Source organism: Nonomuraea sp. NPDC049758, assembly GCF_040674635.1.
Lineage (GTDB): Bacteria > Actinomycetota > Actinomycetes > Streptosporangiales > Streptosporangiaceae > Nonomuraea.
Genome location: NZ_JBFAMZ010000003.1, coordinates 146,206 through 161,023 on the forward strand (window position 1 = coordinate 146,206; position 14,818 = coordinate 161,023).

The 14,818-nt window shown below is 72.8% G+C and carries 15 protein-coding genes; 10 read left to right on the top strand and 5 right to left on the bottom strand.

Annotation, left to right across the window (positions count from 1 at the left end):
• The first annotated feature begins 1 nt into the window (after window position 1).
• Together AB0J46_RS08740 and AB0J46_RS08745 are read left to right on the top strand one after the other, a co-directional pair.
• The gene (locus AB0J46_RS08740) at window positions 2–817 is read left to right on the top strand and encodes an MOSC N-terminal beta barrel domain-containing protein (RefSeq protein ID WP_364328367.1); all 816 of its coding nucleotides are present in this window, start codon (window positions 2–4) and stop codon (window positions 815–817) included.
• Window positions 818–893: 76 nt separating this feature from the next.
• Window positions 894–2,162 carry an MFS transporter gene (locus tag AB0J46_RS08745; RefSeq protein ID WP_364328370.1) on the top strand — a complete coding sequence of 423 codons (1,269 nt, stop codon included), beginning with the start codon at window positions 894–896 and terminating at the stop codon, window positions 2,160–2,162.
• A 4-nt stretch (window positions 2,163–2,166) separates the two neighbouring features.
• On the opposite strand, the gene AB0J46_RS08750 is transcribed toward AB0J46_RS08745, so the two are convergent.
• Window positions 2,167–3,726, bottom strand: coding sequence for a bifunctional 3'-5' exonuclease/DNA polymerase (locus AB0J46_RS08750; protein WP_364329586.1), 1,560 nt, complete (start codon window positions 3,724–3,726; stop codon window positions 2,167–2,169).
• Between the two features lie 30 nt (window positions 3,727–3,756).
• Entirely contained in the window at window positions 3,757–5,244 is a 1,488-nt protein-coding gene (locus tag AB0J46_RS08755) for a metallophosphoesterase (RefSeq protein WP_364328373.1), read from the bottom strand.
• Window positions 5,245–5,373: 129 nt separating this feature from the next.
• Between AB0J46_RS08755 and AB0J46_RS08760 the strand changes: the two genes are divergently transcribed.
• Window positions 5,374–5,784: a hypothetical protein gene (locus AB0J46_RS08760; RefSeq protein ID WP_364328376.1), complete on the top strand. Its 411-nt coding sequence runs from the start codon at window positions 5,374–5,376 to the stop codon at window positions 5,782–5,784.
• Here the strand turns inward: AB0J46_RS08760 and AB0J46_RS08765 are convergent.
• Window positions 5,763–7,337, bottom strand: coding sequence for an FAD-binding oxidoreductase (locus AB0J46_RS08765; protein ID WP_364329589.1), 1,575 nt, complete (start codon window positions 7,335–7,337; stop codon window positions 5,763–5,765). The genes AB0J46_RS08760 and AB0J46_RS08765 overlap by 22 nt on opposite strands.
• A gap of 31 nt (window positions 7,338–7,368) precedes the next feature.
• On the opposite strand from AB0J46_RS08765, the gene AB0J46_RS08770 reads away from it, so the two are divergent.
• The 6 genes from AB0J46_RS08770 (at window position 7,369) to AB0J46_RS08795 (ending at window position 13,163) form a co-directional block, all read left to right on the top strand.
• Window positions 7,369–7,878, top strand: coding sequence for a helix-turn-helix domain-containing protein (locus AB0J46_RS08770; protein ID WP_352363842.1), 510 nt, complete (start codon window positions 7,369–7,371; stop codon window positions 7,876–7,878).
• Window positions 7,871–9,358 (top strand): glycerol-3-phosphate dehydrogenase/oxidase, encoded by a 1,488-nt coding sequence (locus AB0J46_RS08775; RefSeq protein ID WP_364328379.1) that lies wholly within the window; start codon window positions 7,871–7,873, stop codon window positions 9,356–9,358. The genes AB0J46_RS08770 and AB0J46_RS08775 overlap by 8 nt, the downstream gene beginning before the upstream one ends.
• A gap of 110 nt (window positions 9,359–9,468) precedes the next feature.
• Entirely contained in the window at window positions 9,469–10,338 is an 870-nt protein-coding gene (locus AB0J46_RS08780) for a sucrase ferredoxin (protein ID WP_364328382.1), read from the top strand.
• Between the two features lie 100 nt (window positions 10,339–10,438).
• Window positions 10,439–10,750 (top strand): WhiB family transcriptional regulator, encoded by a 312-nt coding sequence (locus AB0J46_RS08785; RefSeq protein WP_125634885.1) that lies wholly within the window; start codon window positions 10,439–10,441, stop codon window positions 10,748–10,750.
• Window positions 10,751–11,077: 327 nt separating this feature from the next.
• Window positions 11,078–12,298 carry an esterase-like activity of phytase family protein gene (locus AB0J46_RS08790; protein WP_364328385.1) on the top strand — a complete coding sequence of 407 codons (1,221 nt, stop codon included), beginning with the start codon at window positions 11,078–11,080 and terminating at the stop codon, window positions 12,296–12,298.
• 67 nt (window positions 12,299–12,365) lie between these two features.
• On the top strand, window positions 12,366–13,163 hold the full coding sequence (locus AB0J46_RS08795) for an alpha/beta hydrolase (protein WP_364328388.1): 798 nt from the start codon (window positions 12,366–12,368) through the stop codon (window positions 13,161–13,163).
• A 37-nt stretch (window positions 13,164–13,200) separates the two neighbouring features.
• On the opposite strand, the gene AB0J46_RS08800 is transcribed toward AB0J46_RS08795, so the two are convergent.
• The gene (locus AB0J46_RS08800) at window positions 13,201–13,830 is read right to left on the bottom strand and encodes a TetR/AcrR family transcriptional regulator (RefSeq protein ID WP_364328391.1); all 630 of its coding nucleotides are present in this window, start codon (window positions 13,828–13,830) and stop codon (window positions 13,201–13,203) included.
• An 83-nt stretch (window positions 13,831–13,913) separates the two neighbouring features.
• Between AB0J46_RS08800 and AB0J46_RS08805 the strand changes: the two genes are divergently transcribed.
• On the top strand, window positions 13,914–14,546 hold the full coding sequence (locus AB0J46_RS08805; protein ID WP_364328394.1) for a DinB family protein: 633 nt from the start codon (window positions 13,914–13,916) through the stop codon (window positions 14,544–14,546).
• A gap of 12 nt (window positions 14,547–14,558) precedes the next feature.
• Here AB0J46_RS08805 and AB0J46_RS08810 read toward each other — a convergent pair whose 3' ends face one another.
• Window positions 14,559–14,792, bottom strand: coding sequence for a DUF397 domain-containing protein (locus AB0J46_RS08810; protein ID WP_364328397.1), 234 nt, complete (start codon window positions 14,790–14,792; stop codon window positions 14,559–14,561).
• Window positions 14,793–14,818: the final 26 nt, after the last annotated feature.

The following is a 14,818-nucleotide window of genomic DNA, read 5'->3' on the forward strand; positions in this document are numbered from 1 at the left end:
CATGGAACTGGCGAGCATCCACTTCTATCCCGTCAAGTCCACCGCCGGGCACGACGTCCATGAGGCCGAGGTGCAGCCGTGGGGGCTGGCCGGCGACCGGCGTTACCTGGTGACCGACGGCCAGGGCGGCATGCTGACCGCCCGCGAGCACCCCAGGCTGCTGGCCTGCGTGGCGCGGCTCGACGGCGACACCCTCACCCTGACCGGCCCGCACGCGCCCCCGCTGCGGGTCACCCCGACGTCCGCCATGACCACCGTGGACGTCTGGCGCACGCCCGTCGAGCTCACCGACTGCGGCGACGACGCGGCACGCTGGCTGTCGGACCTGATCGGCCGCCCGGCGCGGCTGGCCTGGCTCGACGACCCGGCCCGCCGTCCCGTCAACCCCGAGTACGGCCTGCCCGGCGACCGGGTGAGCCTGGCCGACGGCTACCCCCTGCTGCTGACCACGACCGCCTCACTCGGCCGGCTCAACGACTGGATCGCCGAGACGGCGGCCGAACGCGGCGAGGAGATCCCCGCGCCGCTGCCCATGCACCGCTTCCGGCCCAGCGTGGTGATCGACGGGGCGGAGCGGCCGTTCGCCGAGGACGAGTGGAAGCGGTTGCGCATCGGCGCGGTCGCCTTCCGGGTGACCAAGGGCTGCGACCGCTGCGTGCTGACCACGATCGACACCGCGACGTACACCAAGGGCAAGGAGCCCATCAGGACGCTGTCCCGCCACCGCAAGTGGGACGGCAAGGTCTGGTTCGGCATCAATCTGATCCCGGACGCCCCGGGCACGATCACCGTGGGGGATTCCGTCACCATCCTCTAAAAAAGGCACCTTTCCCAATAGAAATGGATGCCTGTCCTCTTTGGGGGGATGTCGGGGGCTATGCGAGACTTCACAGGTGACCAGCGCCCCCACGAAACCCCCCGTCTCGCTGCCTGACCTCGTCAGCGTCCAGCGTCGAACCCTGGTCGTCCTGTCCGCCGCGCAGATCGTGGGCGGCGTCGGGGTGGCCGTCGGCCTGGCGCTCAGCTCGGTGGTCGTGGACGAGCTGTCCGGCTCGACCGTGATCAGCGGGTTCGCCGGAACCGCGACCGTGCTCGGGGCGGCGCTGCTCGCCCTGCCGACCGCGCGGCTGTCGAGCCTGGGGGGCCGCCGGGTGGGCCTGTCGCTGACCTACCTGGCGGCGCTGGCCGGCTGCGCGCTCTCGGTGGCCGCGATCAGCCTGGGCAACTGGCCGCTGCTGCTGGCCGGGCTGGTGCTGGTCGGCGGCGGCAGCGCGGGCAGCCTGGCGGCCCGCTACTCGGCCACCGACCTGTCGCCGCAGGGCCACTCGGCCCGGCACCTGTCGCTGGTGGTGTGGGCCTCGACCGTCGGCTCGGTCGCCGGGCCCAACCTGGCCGAGCCCGCCGACCGGATGGGGATCGAGGCCGGGCTGGCGGCCAAGGCGGGGCCGTTCGCGTTCGCGGCGCTGGCGTTCGCCGTGGCGCTGGTGATCATCATCGGCGGCCTGCGCCCGGACCCGCTCAAGCTGGCCCGCGAGCTGGACGGCGCCCCCGAGCCCGGCCCCGGCCGCCACCGCACGATCAGGACGGGCCTGCGCACGCTGCGCGAGACCCCCATGGCCCGCCGCGCGCTCGTCATGATCGCGGTGGCCCACACCGCGATGGTCTCGATCATGTCGATGACCCCCGTGAAGCTCCACCACGACGGCTCGAACCTGAACGTCATCGGCCTGGTGATCAGCCTGCACATCGCCGGCATGTACATGTTCTCGCCGGTCGTGGGCTGGCTGGCCGACCGGGCGGGCAAGGTGCCGGTGCTGGTGCTCGGGTCGGCGCTGCTGCTGGCCGCGGCCGTCCTGGCGGGCACGGCGGGGCACCGGGTGTGGCAGGTGACGACGGCTCTGGTCGTGCTCGGGCTCGGCTGGTCGTGCGGGCTGGTCGCCGGGTCGGCGCTGGTCACCGAGTCGGTGCCGATCGACCGCCGGCCCGCCGTGCAGGGCCTGTCCGACCTGCTGATGAACGTCTGCGGCGCCACCGGGACGATCATCGCGGGGGCCATCGTGGGCATCCTGTCCTACGGCGTGCTCGGCCTGGTCGTCGGCGTCATGGTCACGCTGGCCGGGCTCTGGCTGGTCTCGGCCCGGTACCGCGACAGACCGGCCTGAACGGTCACTTGGCGTCGGCGTAGCACCCGACGGCCACCGTCTCCATCGGGAAGCGCACCGGGGTCGAGCCGAACAGCAGCCTGCTCGCCTCCGCGGCCGCCGCCGTCACCGCCGCGGTGACCTCCTCGGCCTGCTCCAGCGGGCAGTGCACCATGACCTCGTCGTGCTGGAAGAACACCAGCCTGGCGGGCTCGGGCAGCAGCCCGCGCAGCACCGCCAGCAGCGCCAGGGCCCATTCGGCGGCCGTGCCCTGCACCACGAAGTTCCTGGTGAACCTGCCCCGGTCGCGGGCCGCCCGGCCGCCCTCCGGGCCGGACACCAGCTCCTTCCACCGCCCGGACGGCGGCGGGCTGGTCCGCCCGAGCCACGACCGCACCAGCCGCCCCTCCTCCCCGGCCTTGGCCGCGTCCTCCACGAACTGGTACGCCTTGGGGAAGCGCTGGCGCATGACGGCCAGCAGCTTGGAGGCGTCGCCGCTGGTGCCGCCGTACATGGCGGACAGCATCGCGATCTTTGCGTTCCCGCGCTCGCCGCCGAACGACTGGGCCAGCGCCGAGTACAGGTCGATCTCCCCCGCCGCCCTGGCCAGCCCGCCGTCGCCGGCCATCGCGGCCAGCACCCTCGGCTCCAGCTGGGCCGCGTCGGCGACGACCAGCGTCCATCCCGCGTCGGCCACCACGACCCGGCGCATCACCTTGGGGATCTGCAGCGCGCCGCCGCCGCTGGTCGCCCACCGGCCGGACACCACGCCGCCGACGACGTACTCGGGGCGGAAGCGCCCGCCGCGCACCCACTGGTCGGCCCACACCCAGCCGTGGAAGCTGTAGAGCCGGGCCAGCTCCTTGTAGGCCAGCAGCGGCGCGACGGCGGGATGGTCGACCTTCTTCAGCTCCCACGACCGGGTCGTCTTCAGCGCCACCCCCGCCCCCTTGAACGCCTTGACCAGCTGCTGCACCGAGTCGGGGTTGACCGGCCGCCCGAAGGCCGCCGCCACCTCGTCGGCCAGCGCCTGCAGCTTGGCCGGGCGCATGCCGTGCACGGGCCGCGGGCCGAGCAGGTCGGTGAGCAGCGCGTCGTGCACGTCCAGGCGCCAGGGCATGCCCTCGTGCGACATCTCGGCCGCGACCAGCGCGCCCGCGGACTCGGCGGCGACCAGCAGCCGGAAGCGGCCGGGCTCGGGCAGCGCCTCGATCCGGCGGAGCTGGTCGGCCAGCACCTCGGCCACCGCCTCGGCCCCCAGCGGCTCCGGCGCGAACAGCGTGCCGGGCACGCTCGGCTGGTCGTCGGGCACCGGCAGGCCGTGCAGCCGGGCGTGGGCTGCCCGCGCCGAGCGCGGCTCGCCGTAGCGGCCCTCGTGGGCCAGCAGCAGCCCCTCGGTGAGCGCGAGGTCGTGGCAGCGCGCGACCCGCACGCCCTGCTCCAGCAGCTGAGGGTACGTCTCCCGCGTGTCGGCCCAGACCCACCGCGGCCCGCCCCCCGACTCCAGCTCCCGCACCGCGGACGCCGGGTCGGCCGCGCGCCGGGCCGTTCCTCCGACGGGGAGCACTGTCTCCCCCGCTACCACGACATACACGCACATAAGGGTGCCAAACGGCTACGACAAATCGATGTGCACCTCGTCCTCCAACGGCGGCCGGAGCTCCTGCTCCAGGCAGCCGGTGGCGGCGAAACAGCGCAGGGTCAGGCGGTCGGGTGTGACCGACACGTGCAGGAACTGCTTGAAGAACGGCGGCTGGTCCCAGTCGGACAACTCCGACAGGAAGCGGTGGAACACCTTGTCCACCGGCAGCCTGAACGGCCACGGCCAGGCCCCGAGCAGCCGCGCCGCCCAGCGCATCCGCCGGGTCACCGTGACCGCGCCCTCGACCGGCCGGGCCGGCCGGTTGCCGATCTGGCTGGACATGATGCACACCGCCTCGTCGGGGGTGAGGCAGAGCCACTTCATCCGCAGGCGGCGGGCGTAGAGCTGGCTGTAGAAGGACAGCGAGTCGCCGCGCAGCGGGTAGCACTTGAAGTCGTCCTCGGCCACGCCGGCGACGTCCACCCTGCCGATGATGTGGGTGGCGTGCATGAAGGCGCCGCCGCCGCCGGTCACGATGTACTGGATCACCCGGTCGCCCACCTTGACCGGATAGCGCTGGTAGTTGTGCACGTCTCCGCCGATGGCCGCGACGTACCGGTGGGCCGGGTCGCGCACGATGTCATCGATCGTGCCGCCTTCCTCCAGCGGTGACGGCTTGTGCACGTTGCCGGTGTAGATGGGCTTCCCGGTCACCAGGATCTTCGGCCGCGGGTCGAGCGAGACGCGGCGCAGCCAGGCCGTCTGGGCCTTGTCGATCACGTTCTTGATGCCGGTGTCCACGCCCACGACCAGCAGGCTGTCGCTCTCGATCGCCCAGTACGGCGCCGGCTGCGCGGCCTGCTGGGCCGGCCGTCCCCGGAGCTCGCGCGCCTCGGCCAGCCTGCCCTCGTCGATCGTCTCCGGCTTGCGCCACAGCAGCCCACGCAGCCCGCGGTCCGGCTTCGGCTTGAGCGGCGGGGCGTCGCAGAAGACCCGCATGAAGCCGCCGAGCCCGTCGTACCAGTCGTGGTTGCCGGGGATCGCGTAGATCGGCGCCTCGTAGTCCTTGTACGGGCGGAAGAACTTGTTCCCGTACTCGTTGCCCGACCCCGTCGGGTAGATGACGTCGCTGGCGATGACCGCGAACGAGGTGTCCTGGCCGAGCCTCAGCATCCCGGGGACGACGGCGTACTGGGAGGCGTCGCCCTCGCCGGTGTCGCCCAGAATCAGGAAATTGAAATTTCCCCCGACGCCGGGCTTGATGCGAAATTCCGGATCTATCCCACGGGCTTCCTGGGCCGCGATCCACCGTTTCCGCACCTCCCCCGAAGGATCACCGAACAAGGTCGCCAGGATCTCGTTCCTGGACAACCAGAGCGTGCGTAAATTCAGCCAGGTGAATCCGCCCTTGTCCGGCCTGAGCTGGGCGAACGCCCCCGGTTCCGGGCAGGCCCAGCCGGCCCCCGCCTTCGACACCCGTGACGAATGCTGCTTCCCGCGCTCGGCCGCGACTTCCACCATGACCACATCTTTACCGGCATCCACCATTCGCGCACACTCCACGCTCCGTACTCCCGGAAACACGGATGGTGCGGCATGGTGTAACCTCACGTCCCCAAGCAAGCCCTTGGGACGCGGAGGTGGGCTCCCATGAACCGGAACGGCCCGGACGACGCGACCCGGATGGGCAGCCCCGACGCGGCGGCCGTGCAGGCGTTACTCGCCTACGCCCTCACCCTCCCCCGCCGGGGCGGCCGGGGCGTCGACCGGGCGCTCGAGGCCGTGGCCCAGAGCCGGACGCTGGCCGCCCGCTCCCCCGCCGAGCACACCGGCCTGCTGGCCCACTGCCTGCGCACCACGGCCAGGCTGCTGCTCGACCGCTCCCGCGCCACCGAGGCGCTGCCCATGGCGCAGGAGGCGGTGGCGCTCAGCCGCGGGCTGGACGGCGGCCACCTCGCGGTCTCCCTCTACCGGCTGGCCGAGGCGTACGAGGCCCTCCACCGCTACAGCGACGCCGCCGAGACGCTGGCGGAGGCCGATCAGATCCCCGGCGGCGACTGAGGGACCAGCACCCCCGGGTTGAGGATCCCCGCCGGGTCCAGCCGGTCCTTGACGGCCTGGAGCACGCCCACGCCCAGCGGGCCCAGCTCCGCGCCGTAGGCGTCCCGGTGGTCGCGGCCCACCCCGTGGTGGTGCGAGATCGTCCCGCCGGCCTCGACGATCGCCGCGTTCACCGCCTCCTTGGCCCGCTCCCACTGCTCGACCGGGTCGCCCTGCTGCGGGGTCACGACGGTGAAGTACAGCGAGGCGCCGGTCTCGTACACGTGCGAGACGTGGCACATGACCAGCGGCGAGCCGAGCGCGCCGAGCAGGGCCAGCCGGACGGCGTCGTACAGGCGCGGCAGGTTCGACCAGAAGCCGGCCGTCTCCAGGGTCTCCACGGTGGCGCCCGCGCCGAGCAGCGAGTCGCGCAGGTACGGCGCGGAGAAGCGGCCGTGCTCCCACGCCTGGCCGGGCTCGGGCCCCAGCGGCTCGCCGCCGTGCCGGGCCAGGACCGCGGCGGCCGCGGCGTGCCGGTGGCCGATCCAGTCGCCCTCGACGCCGAGGATCACCAGGCAGCCGGAGCCGCCGCCGCCGATCGCGTCCGGCCGGGCCAGGCCGATCATGGTCTCGGTCTCGTCGGAGAGCCGCAGCACGGTGGGAAGCGGGCCTTCCTGGGCGAGTGCCCGCACGGCGGCCGTGCCCGCTTGGAACGACTCGAACCGCCAGCCCTCGTAGCGGCGCTCGGCCGGCCGCCTGCGCACCCGCAGGCGCAGCGACGTGATGACGCCGAACGCCCCCTCCGAGCCCAGGACGAGCTGGCGCAGGTCGGGCCCGGCCGCGGACTTGGGCGCGCGGCCCAGCTCCAGCGTCCCGGACGGCGTCGCCAGGGTGAGGCCGACGACCATGTCGTCGAAGCGCCCGTACCCGGCCGAGGCCTGGCCGCTGGAGCGGGCCGCGGCGAAGCCGCCGAGCGTGGCGTACTCGAAGGACTGGGGGAAGTGCCCCAGCGTGAGGCCGTGCTCGGCGAGCAGCCGCTCGGCCTCGGGGGCGCGCACGCCCGGCTCGAAGTCGGCCACCATCGACTCGGCGTCGACCGAGCGCAGCCGGTCGAGCCGGCCCAGGTCGAGCGCGATCACGCCGGCGAAGCCGGCCCGCGCGGCCACGAGCCCGCCGACGACGGAGGTGCCGCCGCCGAACGGCACGACCGCGATCCGCTCGGCCGCGCACAGCCGCAGCAGCTCCGCCACCTCCTCGTGCGAGCCGGGCAGCACGACCGCGTCGGGGGCGTCGGAGCCGTCTCCCGCGCGCATCCGCAGCAGGTCGGGCGTGGACTTGCCGCGCGTGTGCCGCAGCCTGGCCTCGTGGGAGGTCAGCACGTGCGAGGGCCCGGTGACGGCCGCGAGCGCGGCCAGCACCGGCTCGGGCAGCGCGACCGGCGGCAGCCGGACCTCGTCGATGGCGGCGGCCGGGGTCTCGGGCGCGCGCACGCCGAGCAGGTCGTGCAGCAGCTTGCGGATCTGTTCGGGCAGCTCGCGGGCCTTGGCGGGGTCGCCCCAGCCACACCACAGCATGGGTTCACCGGTCACGCATACACTGTGACACATGACGTCGAACCGTCACAATGAGGGTGTGCTGGACGCGGCCCGCGCCTGCGTGCTGGCCTACGGCGTGCGCAGGACCACGCTCACGGACGTGGCCAGGCGGGCGGGCGTGTCGCGGATGACGATCTACCGCCGCTGGCCGGACGTGCGCTCGCTGGTCGCCGACCTGATGACGCGGGAGTGGGTAGCGGTCGTGTCCGGGCTCGACCTGTCCGATCCGGTGCCCGCGATCGTGGCGGGCGTACGCGGGCTGCGCGGGCATCCGCTCTGGCGCAAGATCGTGGAGGCGGACCCCGAGCTGCTGCTGCCGTACCTGCTGGACCGGCGGGGGGCGAGCCACGAGGCGGTGCTGGCCCTGCTGGAGCCGGCCGTCGGCGGGCCGGCCAGGGCGCGGGCCGTGCTGCTGGTCGCCCAGTCGTTCCTGCTGTCGGCCCCCACGATGCTCGACCCCGTGACGCTCGACGACCTGGACGCCGAACTCGCCGCCCTGCTGGAGGCCTACCTTGGATAGCTCGCTGAACGCCCGCAGAAGGTCGTACGAACTGGGCGTGGTCGCCGACGGGCGGCTGGACGTGCTGGTGGTGGGGCTCGGCGCGACGGGAGCCGGCGCGGCCCTCGACGCCGCCTCCCGCGGGTTGAGCGTAGCGGCGGTCGACGCGCACGACCTGGCCTTCGGCACGTCGAGGTGGAGCTCCAAGATGGTCCACGGCGGACTGCGCTACCTGGCCAAGGGCCAGGTGGACGTGGCCTACGAGAGCGCGGTCGAGCGCGGCATCCTGCTCAGGACGACGGCTCCGCACCTGGTCAAGGCCCATCCGTACCTGCTGCCGCTGACGCCGGCGGTCTCCCCGCGGCAGGCCGCCCTGGTGATGACCGGCTACCGGCTCGGCGACGGGCTGCGGACCGCCGCGCGCACGCCGCGCCGCCTGCTGCCCGGCCCCACGCGGCTCGGCGCGGCGCGCGCCCACACGCTCGCGCCGGTGCTGGCGCGCGACGGCCTGCGCGGCGGCCTGCTGTCGTGGGACGGCCGGCTGCTCGACGACGCCCGCCTGGTCGTGGCGCTGGCCAGGACCGCCGCCGGGCACGGCGCCCGCGTCCTGACCCGCTGCCGCGCCCTGCGGCTCACGGACGAGGGCGCCGAGGTGCGCGACGAGCTGACCGGCGAGCGGTTCACCATCCGGGCCAGAGCGGTGGTCAACGCGACGGGCGTGTGGGCCGGGCAGCTCGACCCGGCGGTGCGGCTGCGGCCGTCCCGGGGCAGCCACCTCGTGCTCGACGCCGGGACGCTGCCTGGGCTGATCGCCGGCATGCACGTGCCGATTCCCGGAGAGAGCAACCGATTCGCGCTCGTACTCCCCCAGGGCGACGGCCGCGTCTACGTCGGGCTGACCGACGAGCCGCTGGACGGGCCGGTGCCCGACGTCCCGGAGGTGCCCGCCGAGGACGTCACGGCGCTCCTGGAGGTGCTGAACGGCATTCTGGAGACTCCGGTGACCCCTGAGGCGGTCGCGGGCGCGTACGCGGGCCTGAGGCCGCTCCTGGCCGCGGACGGCCGCACGGCGGACCTCTCGCGCCGGCACGCGGTCCTGTCGGACGGCGGCATGGTCACGGTCGTCGGGGGCAAACTCACCACATACCGGCGCATGGCCGAGGACGCCATCGACCGGGCGGTCTCCCTCAAAGACCTCAGCGCCGGACCGAGCCGGACGAAGCAGATCCCCCTGGTCGGCGCGGGCCCGCAGCCGGACGGGGTGCCGCCCCGCCTGGCCGAGCGGTACGGCAGCGAGGCCGCGGCGGCGTACGAGCTGGTCAAGGCCCATCCCGAGGAGGTCGGGCTCGGCCTGACCAAGGGCGACCTGCTCTGGTCGGTCCGGCACGAGGGCGCGCTCGACGAGGCCGACCTGCTGGACCGCAGGACCAGGATCGGCCTGGTCGCCGCCGACCGCGACCGGGCGCTGCCCGCGACACGCGACGTGCTCGGCACCGGGTGACCCCGGCCGCAAACCCGCCGATGCGTTAGGTTACCCTTACCTAATTCTACGGGAAGGGGGAGGCGTTGGCGAGGGGATGCGAGCATCCGGCGGGCTGCCACACGGGAGCCATGCCCACCCTGGCCAGCGCCACCGTGGGAGCCAGGCTCTGGCTGCTCGTCGAGTACGCCGGCGCGTGGCCGTCCCACCTGGAAAACTTGCAACTTCCTGAAGAAATCTCCGAACTCGTGCGCAGAGCGCTCGAACGCGGTATCAGGCCCCAGCTCATCAGGCGTCCGGGCAAGCGAACCCGCCAGCAGGACCAGGGGATCCGTGTGCTATTGGCCTACGCGGCGGGCGACCACCCCTGGTTGGCCAGCGGCGTCGTCGCAGGTCCGGACGATCTTGACCTGGACGCCTTCGTGGCCGGAGTGCTCCCGGAGTCCTGCATACTTGAAGACGAGCCGGTATTTCTGGTCTGCACGCACGCCAAGCGCAATGCGTGCTGCGCCCGCATTGGACTACCCCTCGCTCGGTCGCTGGCCGAATCTTTGCCGGACAGAGTGTGGGAAACGTCACACGTTGGCGGCGATCGCTACGCCGCCAACCTCGTGTGCTTGCCACACGGAATTTTCTACGGCAGCATGTCTCAGGCTGCTGCACTGGCAGCGGCTAACGCGTACCGGTCGGGCGAGATCATTCTCGACCGTCTCCGGGGGCGCGCAGGCATCCCTGAGCCATTGCAAGCCGTCGAGCATTTTGCCCGAGCCCATACGGGAGAGTGCTCCGTCGGCGCAGTGGCCGTGGAATCCTCCAGGTCGGACGGCGACGTCACCGAAGCAGTCGTGCGCTGCGGAGACGTCCGGTTCCAGGTTGTGGTTGAGCCATCGGCGTTCACAGCGCCGTGTGGTACGGCTTGCGCCGAGACGATCACCACCTACCGGCTGGTTTCGCTGGACAGGCTCACGCCTGTGCGGTACGCCACGCCCGCCCTCGCCTGACTAGGGAACATCACGGCCCGTCCTTGCGTTGGAACAGTGACGCCAAAAGCGTCCAATGCGGCTCAATTACCGAAATACCTCTCACGAAGGTGGTTTTCTCATGTCTCAGGTACGTCGGCAGCTCGCCCGCCCGCGCCCCAGCTGGGGTTGGCAGGATGATGCCGCGTGCCGGGGTGAGGATCTCGTGCTCTTCTTCGGCCCCGACGGGGAGCGGCAGCCCGAGCGTGACGTACGTGAGCGGAAGGCCAAGGCGATCTGCGCCGGGTGCCCTGTCCGCAACGAGTGCCTAGACTACGCGCTGTCCCGGCCGGAGAAGTACGGCACGTGGGGCGGTCTCAACGAGGACGAGCGCGCCAGCGAGCGTCGCCGTCGCATGCGCCGCGCCGCCAGCGCCGGCATCTCCGCCGCCTGACACACCTCGGCAGCATCAACGATCATCGCGTGATCACTCAGTTGTCCCGATGAACCGGAGCCTGGCCTTCCATGTCCAGGCTCTGGCGAACCCGGTCGGGGCAACTGCCTGATCAGGCCCGAGATCGTCATCCCGCACCAAGCATCGCCCGGCCACCCCCGCCCGATTTAGGGCGGGGGTGGCCGTCGCGTTTCTCGTCGTGCGCGTCTTTCGTCCGGGGATGTGCGCAGGTCACCCGGTTCGGGCCTGTCCGATTCCTCCGTGAGCGTCCCTAAAGGTCGTCTCATGTTCGGAATGCCGTCATGTGCCGCCTCTAGCGTGCCCGCCATGAGACGTATCACCACCCTGACGTGCGCGGCGGCCCTGGCGCTCGCCCTCGCCGCCCCGGCCACCGCCGCCATGGCCGACCCCGCCCGGCCCGGGGACCGCGGACCCGCCGCGTTCGGCCGTGCCGCGCTGACCGGCTTCGCCGCGCTGCCCGCGCAGACCTACGTGCCCGGCAGCGAGCCGTCGGGCTCCCTCCTCGGCGCCGCGCCGGTCAACGGCGTCACCCCGCCCTTCCCCGGCCAGCCCGTGCAGGGCTTCAGCGGCATCGCCCGCCGCCACGACGGCACCTTCGACGTGCTGTCCGACAACGGCTTCGGCAACAAGGCCAACAGCGCCGACTTCCTCCTGCGCGTGCACCGCGTCAAGCCGGACTTCGCCGCCAGGACGGTCGAGGTGCTCGGCGGCTTCAACCTGACCGACCCGCGGGGGCTCGTCCCCTTCGCCCTGACCCGCCAGGACCGTACGCTGACGGGCTCCGACTTCGACGTCGAGTCGATCGTGCGCGCGACCGACGGCACGTACTGGATCGGCGACGAGTTCGGCCCGTTCCTGCTGCACTTCGACCGCAAGGGCCGGCTGCTCGACGCCCCGATCGGGCTGCCCGGCGTCAAGGCCCCCGAGAACCCCTGGCTGAACGGCGCCCAGCCCGACCTGGCCAGCAGCAAGGGCTTCGAGGGCATGGCCACGTCGGTGGACGGCCGCCGGCTCTACCCGCTGCTCGAAGGCACGGTGAACGGCGACCCGGCGGGCACTCTGCGGATGAACGAGTTCGACCTGCGCAAGCGCGCATACACCGGGCGCACGTGGACGTACCGGCTGGAGGACCCCGCGCACTCCATCGGCGACGCCGTCGCCGTGGACGCGTACCGCTTCCTGATCATCGAGCGGGACAACCTCCAGGGCGACGCGGCCAAGGTCAAGCGCGTCTACCTGGCCGACACGCGCGACCGCGACCACGACGGCGCCCTGGACAAGACGCAGGTGGCCGACCTGCTCGACCTGGCCGACCCACGCGGCCTCGGCGGCACGCCCGGCACGTTCCGGTTCCCGTTCCAGACCATCGAGGACATCGTCGTCCTCGACGACCGCACCCTGGGCCTGTTGGACGACAACAACTTCCCCTTCTCCAGCGGCCGCACGCCGGGCCGTCCCGACGACAACGAGTTCATCACCGTCCGGCTCTCGCGCGGCCTTCAGGCCGATCCGCGAATTTTCCGGTAGAAGCATGTAGAGAAGCGTGGGACGGCTCCGACCTCCTGCTGACAAGAGCCCGCAGAAGGAGTTCGACATGCAGTCCACGGTTCAGACCGTCACCTCGGCCGACGGCACCCGCATCGCGTTCGAGAGCAGCGGCGAGGGCCACCCGGTGATCCTGGTGGGCGGTGCCTTCAACGACCGCACCACCGTCGCCGCCCTCGCCGCCGCGCTCGCCCCCGGCTTCCGCGCGATCGCCCACGACCGCCGCGGCAGGGGCGGCAGCGGCGACGCGCCCGCCTACGCCGTCGAGCGCGAGATCGAGGACCTCGCCGCGCTGATCGAGCACGCGGGCGGCTCGGCGAGCGTCTTCGGCCACTCCTCCGGCGCCATCCTCGCGCTGGAGGCCGCCGCGTACGGGCTGCCGATCGCCCGTCTGGCCGTCTACGAACCGCCGTACGTCGTGGACGGCGCGCGCACCGCGCCCGGCGGCGACTTCGCCGAGCGTCTGCGCGCCCTCGTCGAGGGCGATCGCCGCGACGAGGCCGTGGCGCTGTTCCTGACCGAGGGCGCCGACGTGCCCGCCGAGGTGGTGGCGGGCATGCGGTCGGAGCCGGTGTGGGGCTGGTTCACCACCCTGGCGCACACGCTCGCCTACGACGCCGCGGTGTGCGGTCCGGGGCAGTCACTGCCGGTCGAGCGGCTGTCCGGCATCACCGTGCCCACCCTGGCGATCGGCGGCGACCAGTCCCCGAAGTGGATGCTGGACGCCGTGCGGGCCGTCGCCGACGCCGTGCCGGGCGCCCGGCACGTGGTGCTGCCCGGCGAGGACCATGGCGTGCTCGGCCGGCCGGAGGCGCTGCTGCCGCCGCTGACGGACTTCTTGTCCTGAGCGGGGGCGTCCGGAAAAGAACCGATCCTGAGCGGGATCATCCGCTTCCGGGGCGCTTGCCGAGGGCGTCGCGGAGCTCCGCCGCCGCCTCCGGGGTCAGCAGGGGGTGCGAGTAGAGGTCGAGCAGGGTGAGCGCGAGCAGGTGGGCGCCCTCGGGGCTGAACACGTCCACGCCGAGGCCGCGGGAGACGTGCTTGTGCAGCACGCCGACCGACAGCGACATGGCCGTGGACACGGTCGCGCGCGCCCTGCGCCCGGCGAACGGCTCGTCGGTGCGGGTCTCGTCGAGCTCCGCCAGCCACCGCTCGCTCAGCTCGGCGATGCCGTCGAACAGCGGCGCGGCCCAGCCCTCGGCCAGCGCCCGCGCCACGTACAGCCGGTAGGGCGCCAGCGCGTCGAGCGCCGCGGCCACGGGGTTGCGCCCGGCGGGCACGGCGCCGGCGCGGACGTCGTCGTCGATCCGCCGGACGAGCCTGATCAGGTGTTCGTCGCACGCCTCGCGCAACGCCTGCTTGGAGCCGTAGTGGTGGCGCAGCAGCCCCGGGGAGACCCCGGCGGTCCCGGCGATGGCGCGGGTCGTGGCCCCCTCGAAGCCGTGCTCGCCGAAGTGCAGCAGCGCCGCCTCCCTGATGCGGGCGCGCGCGGTGAGGTCTTCGGGCTCGGTCATGCGGTACGGCTCCCGTCCGGACGTGCGGATCGTGACGACCCTACACGCGGGCGCACGAAGCGGACGGCGATAAAGTGCCCTGCATGCCGGATTCAGCGCTCGTGACCGCGGACGACCTCGACCAGGCCGTCGCCCTCGCCGTCGACACGCTGCGGGACGCGCCGCCGCAGGCGTGGGAGGCGAAGGCAGGCTCACTGGAGTGGACCTGCTGGGAGACCGTCGAGCACCTCGCCGACGACCTGTTCGCCTACGCCGCCCAGCTCGGGCTCAACGTGCCGCCGCTGGACACGTACGTGCCCTTCGTGCTGGAGCGGCGCAGGCCAGGCGGCCCCAACAACACCATCCACGCCGACCGCGCGGCCGGGCCCACCGGGCTGCTGCAGGTGCTCCAGGCCTCCGGAGCGCTGCTGTCGGCCATGGTCCGCACCGCGCCGCCGCAGGCGCGCGGTCATCACATCTTCGGCATGGCGGACGCGTCGGCGACCGCCGCGATGGGCCTGGTGGAAACGCTCGTGCATATGCACGACGTGTCCGAGGGGCTGGGACTGGCCTGGGAGCCGCCCGCGGACCTGTGCTCGCGGGTGCTGGCCCGCCTGTTCCCCGACGCCCCCGTGGACACCGCCCCCTGGGCCACGCTGCTGTGGGCGACCGGCCGCGGCGAGCTGCCCGGACGGCCGCGCCTGACCCGGTGGCGCTGGTACAACGAACCCCGCTGATCAGACGGGGGATCAGACGATCAGGTCGTCGAACTCGCCGTCCTTGGCCCCCAGGACGAACGCGCTGATCTCGGCCTGCGTGTAGACCAGCGCGGGGCCGTCGGGGAACCGGGAGTTGCGCATGGCGATCTCACCCGTGGGCAGGTCCGCGACCTCGACGCAGTTGCCGTTGGGGTTGCTTCGCCTGCTCTTGCGCCACACGACGGGGAGGTGACCGGCGGGCGTTCCGTTCCGGAACTCGTGCATGGGGGAAGCTCCTAGCGATCTTACGG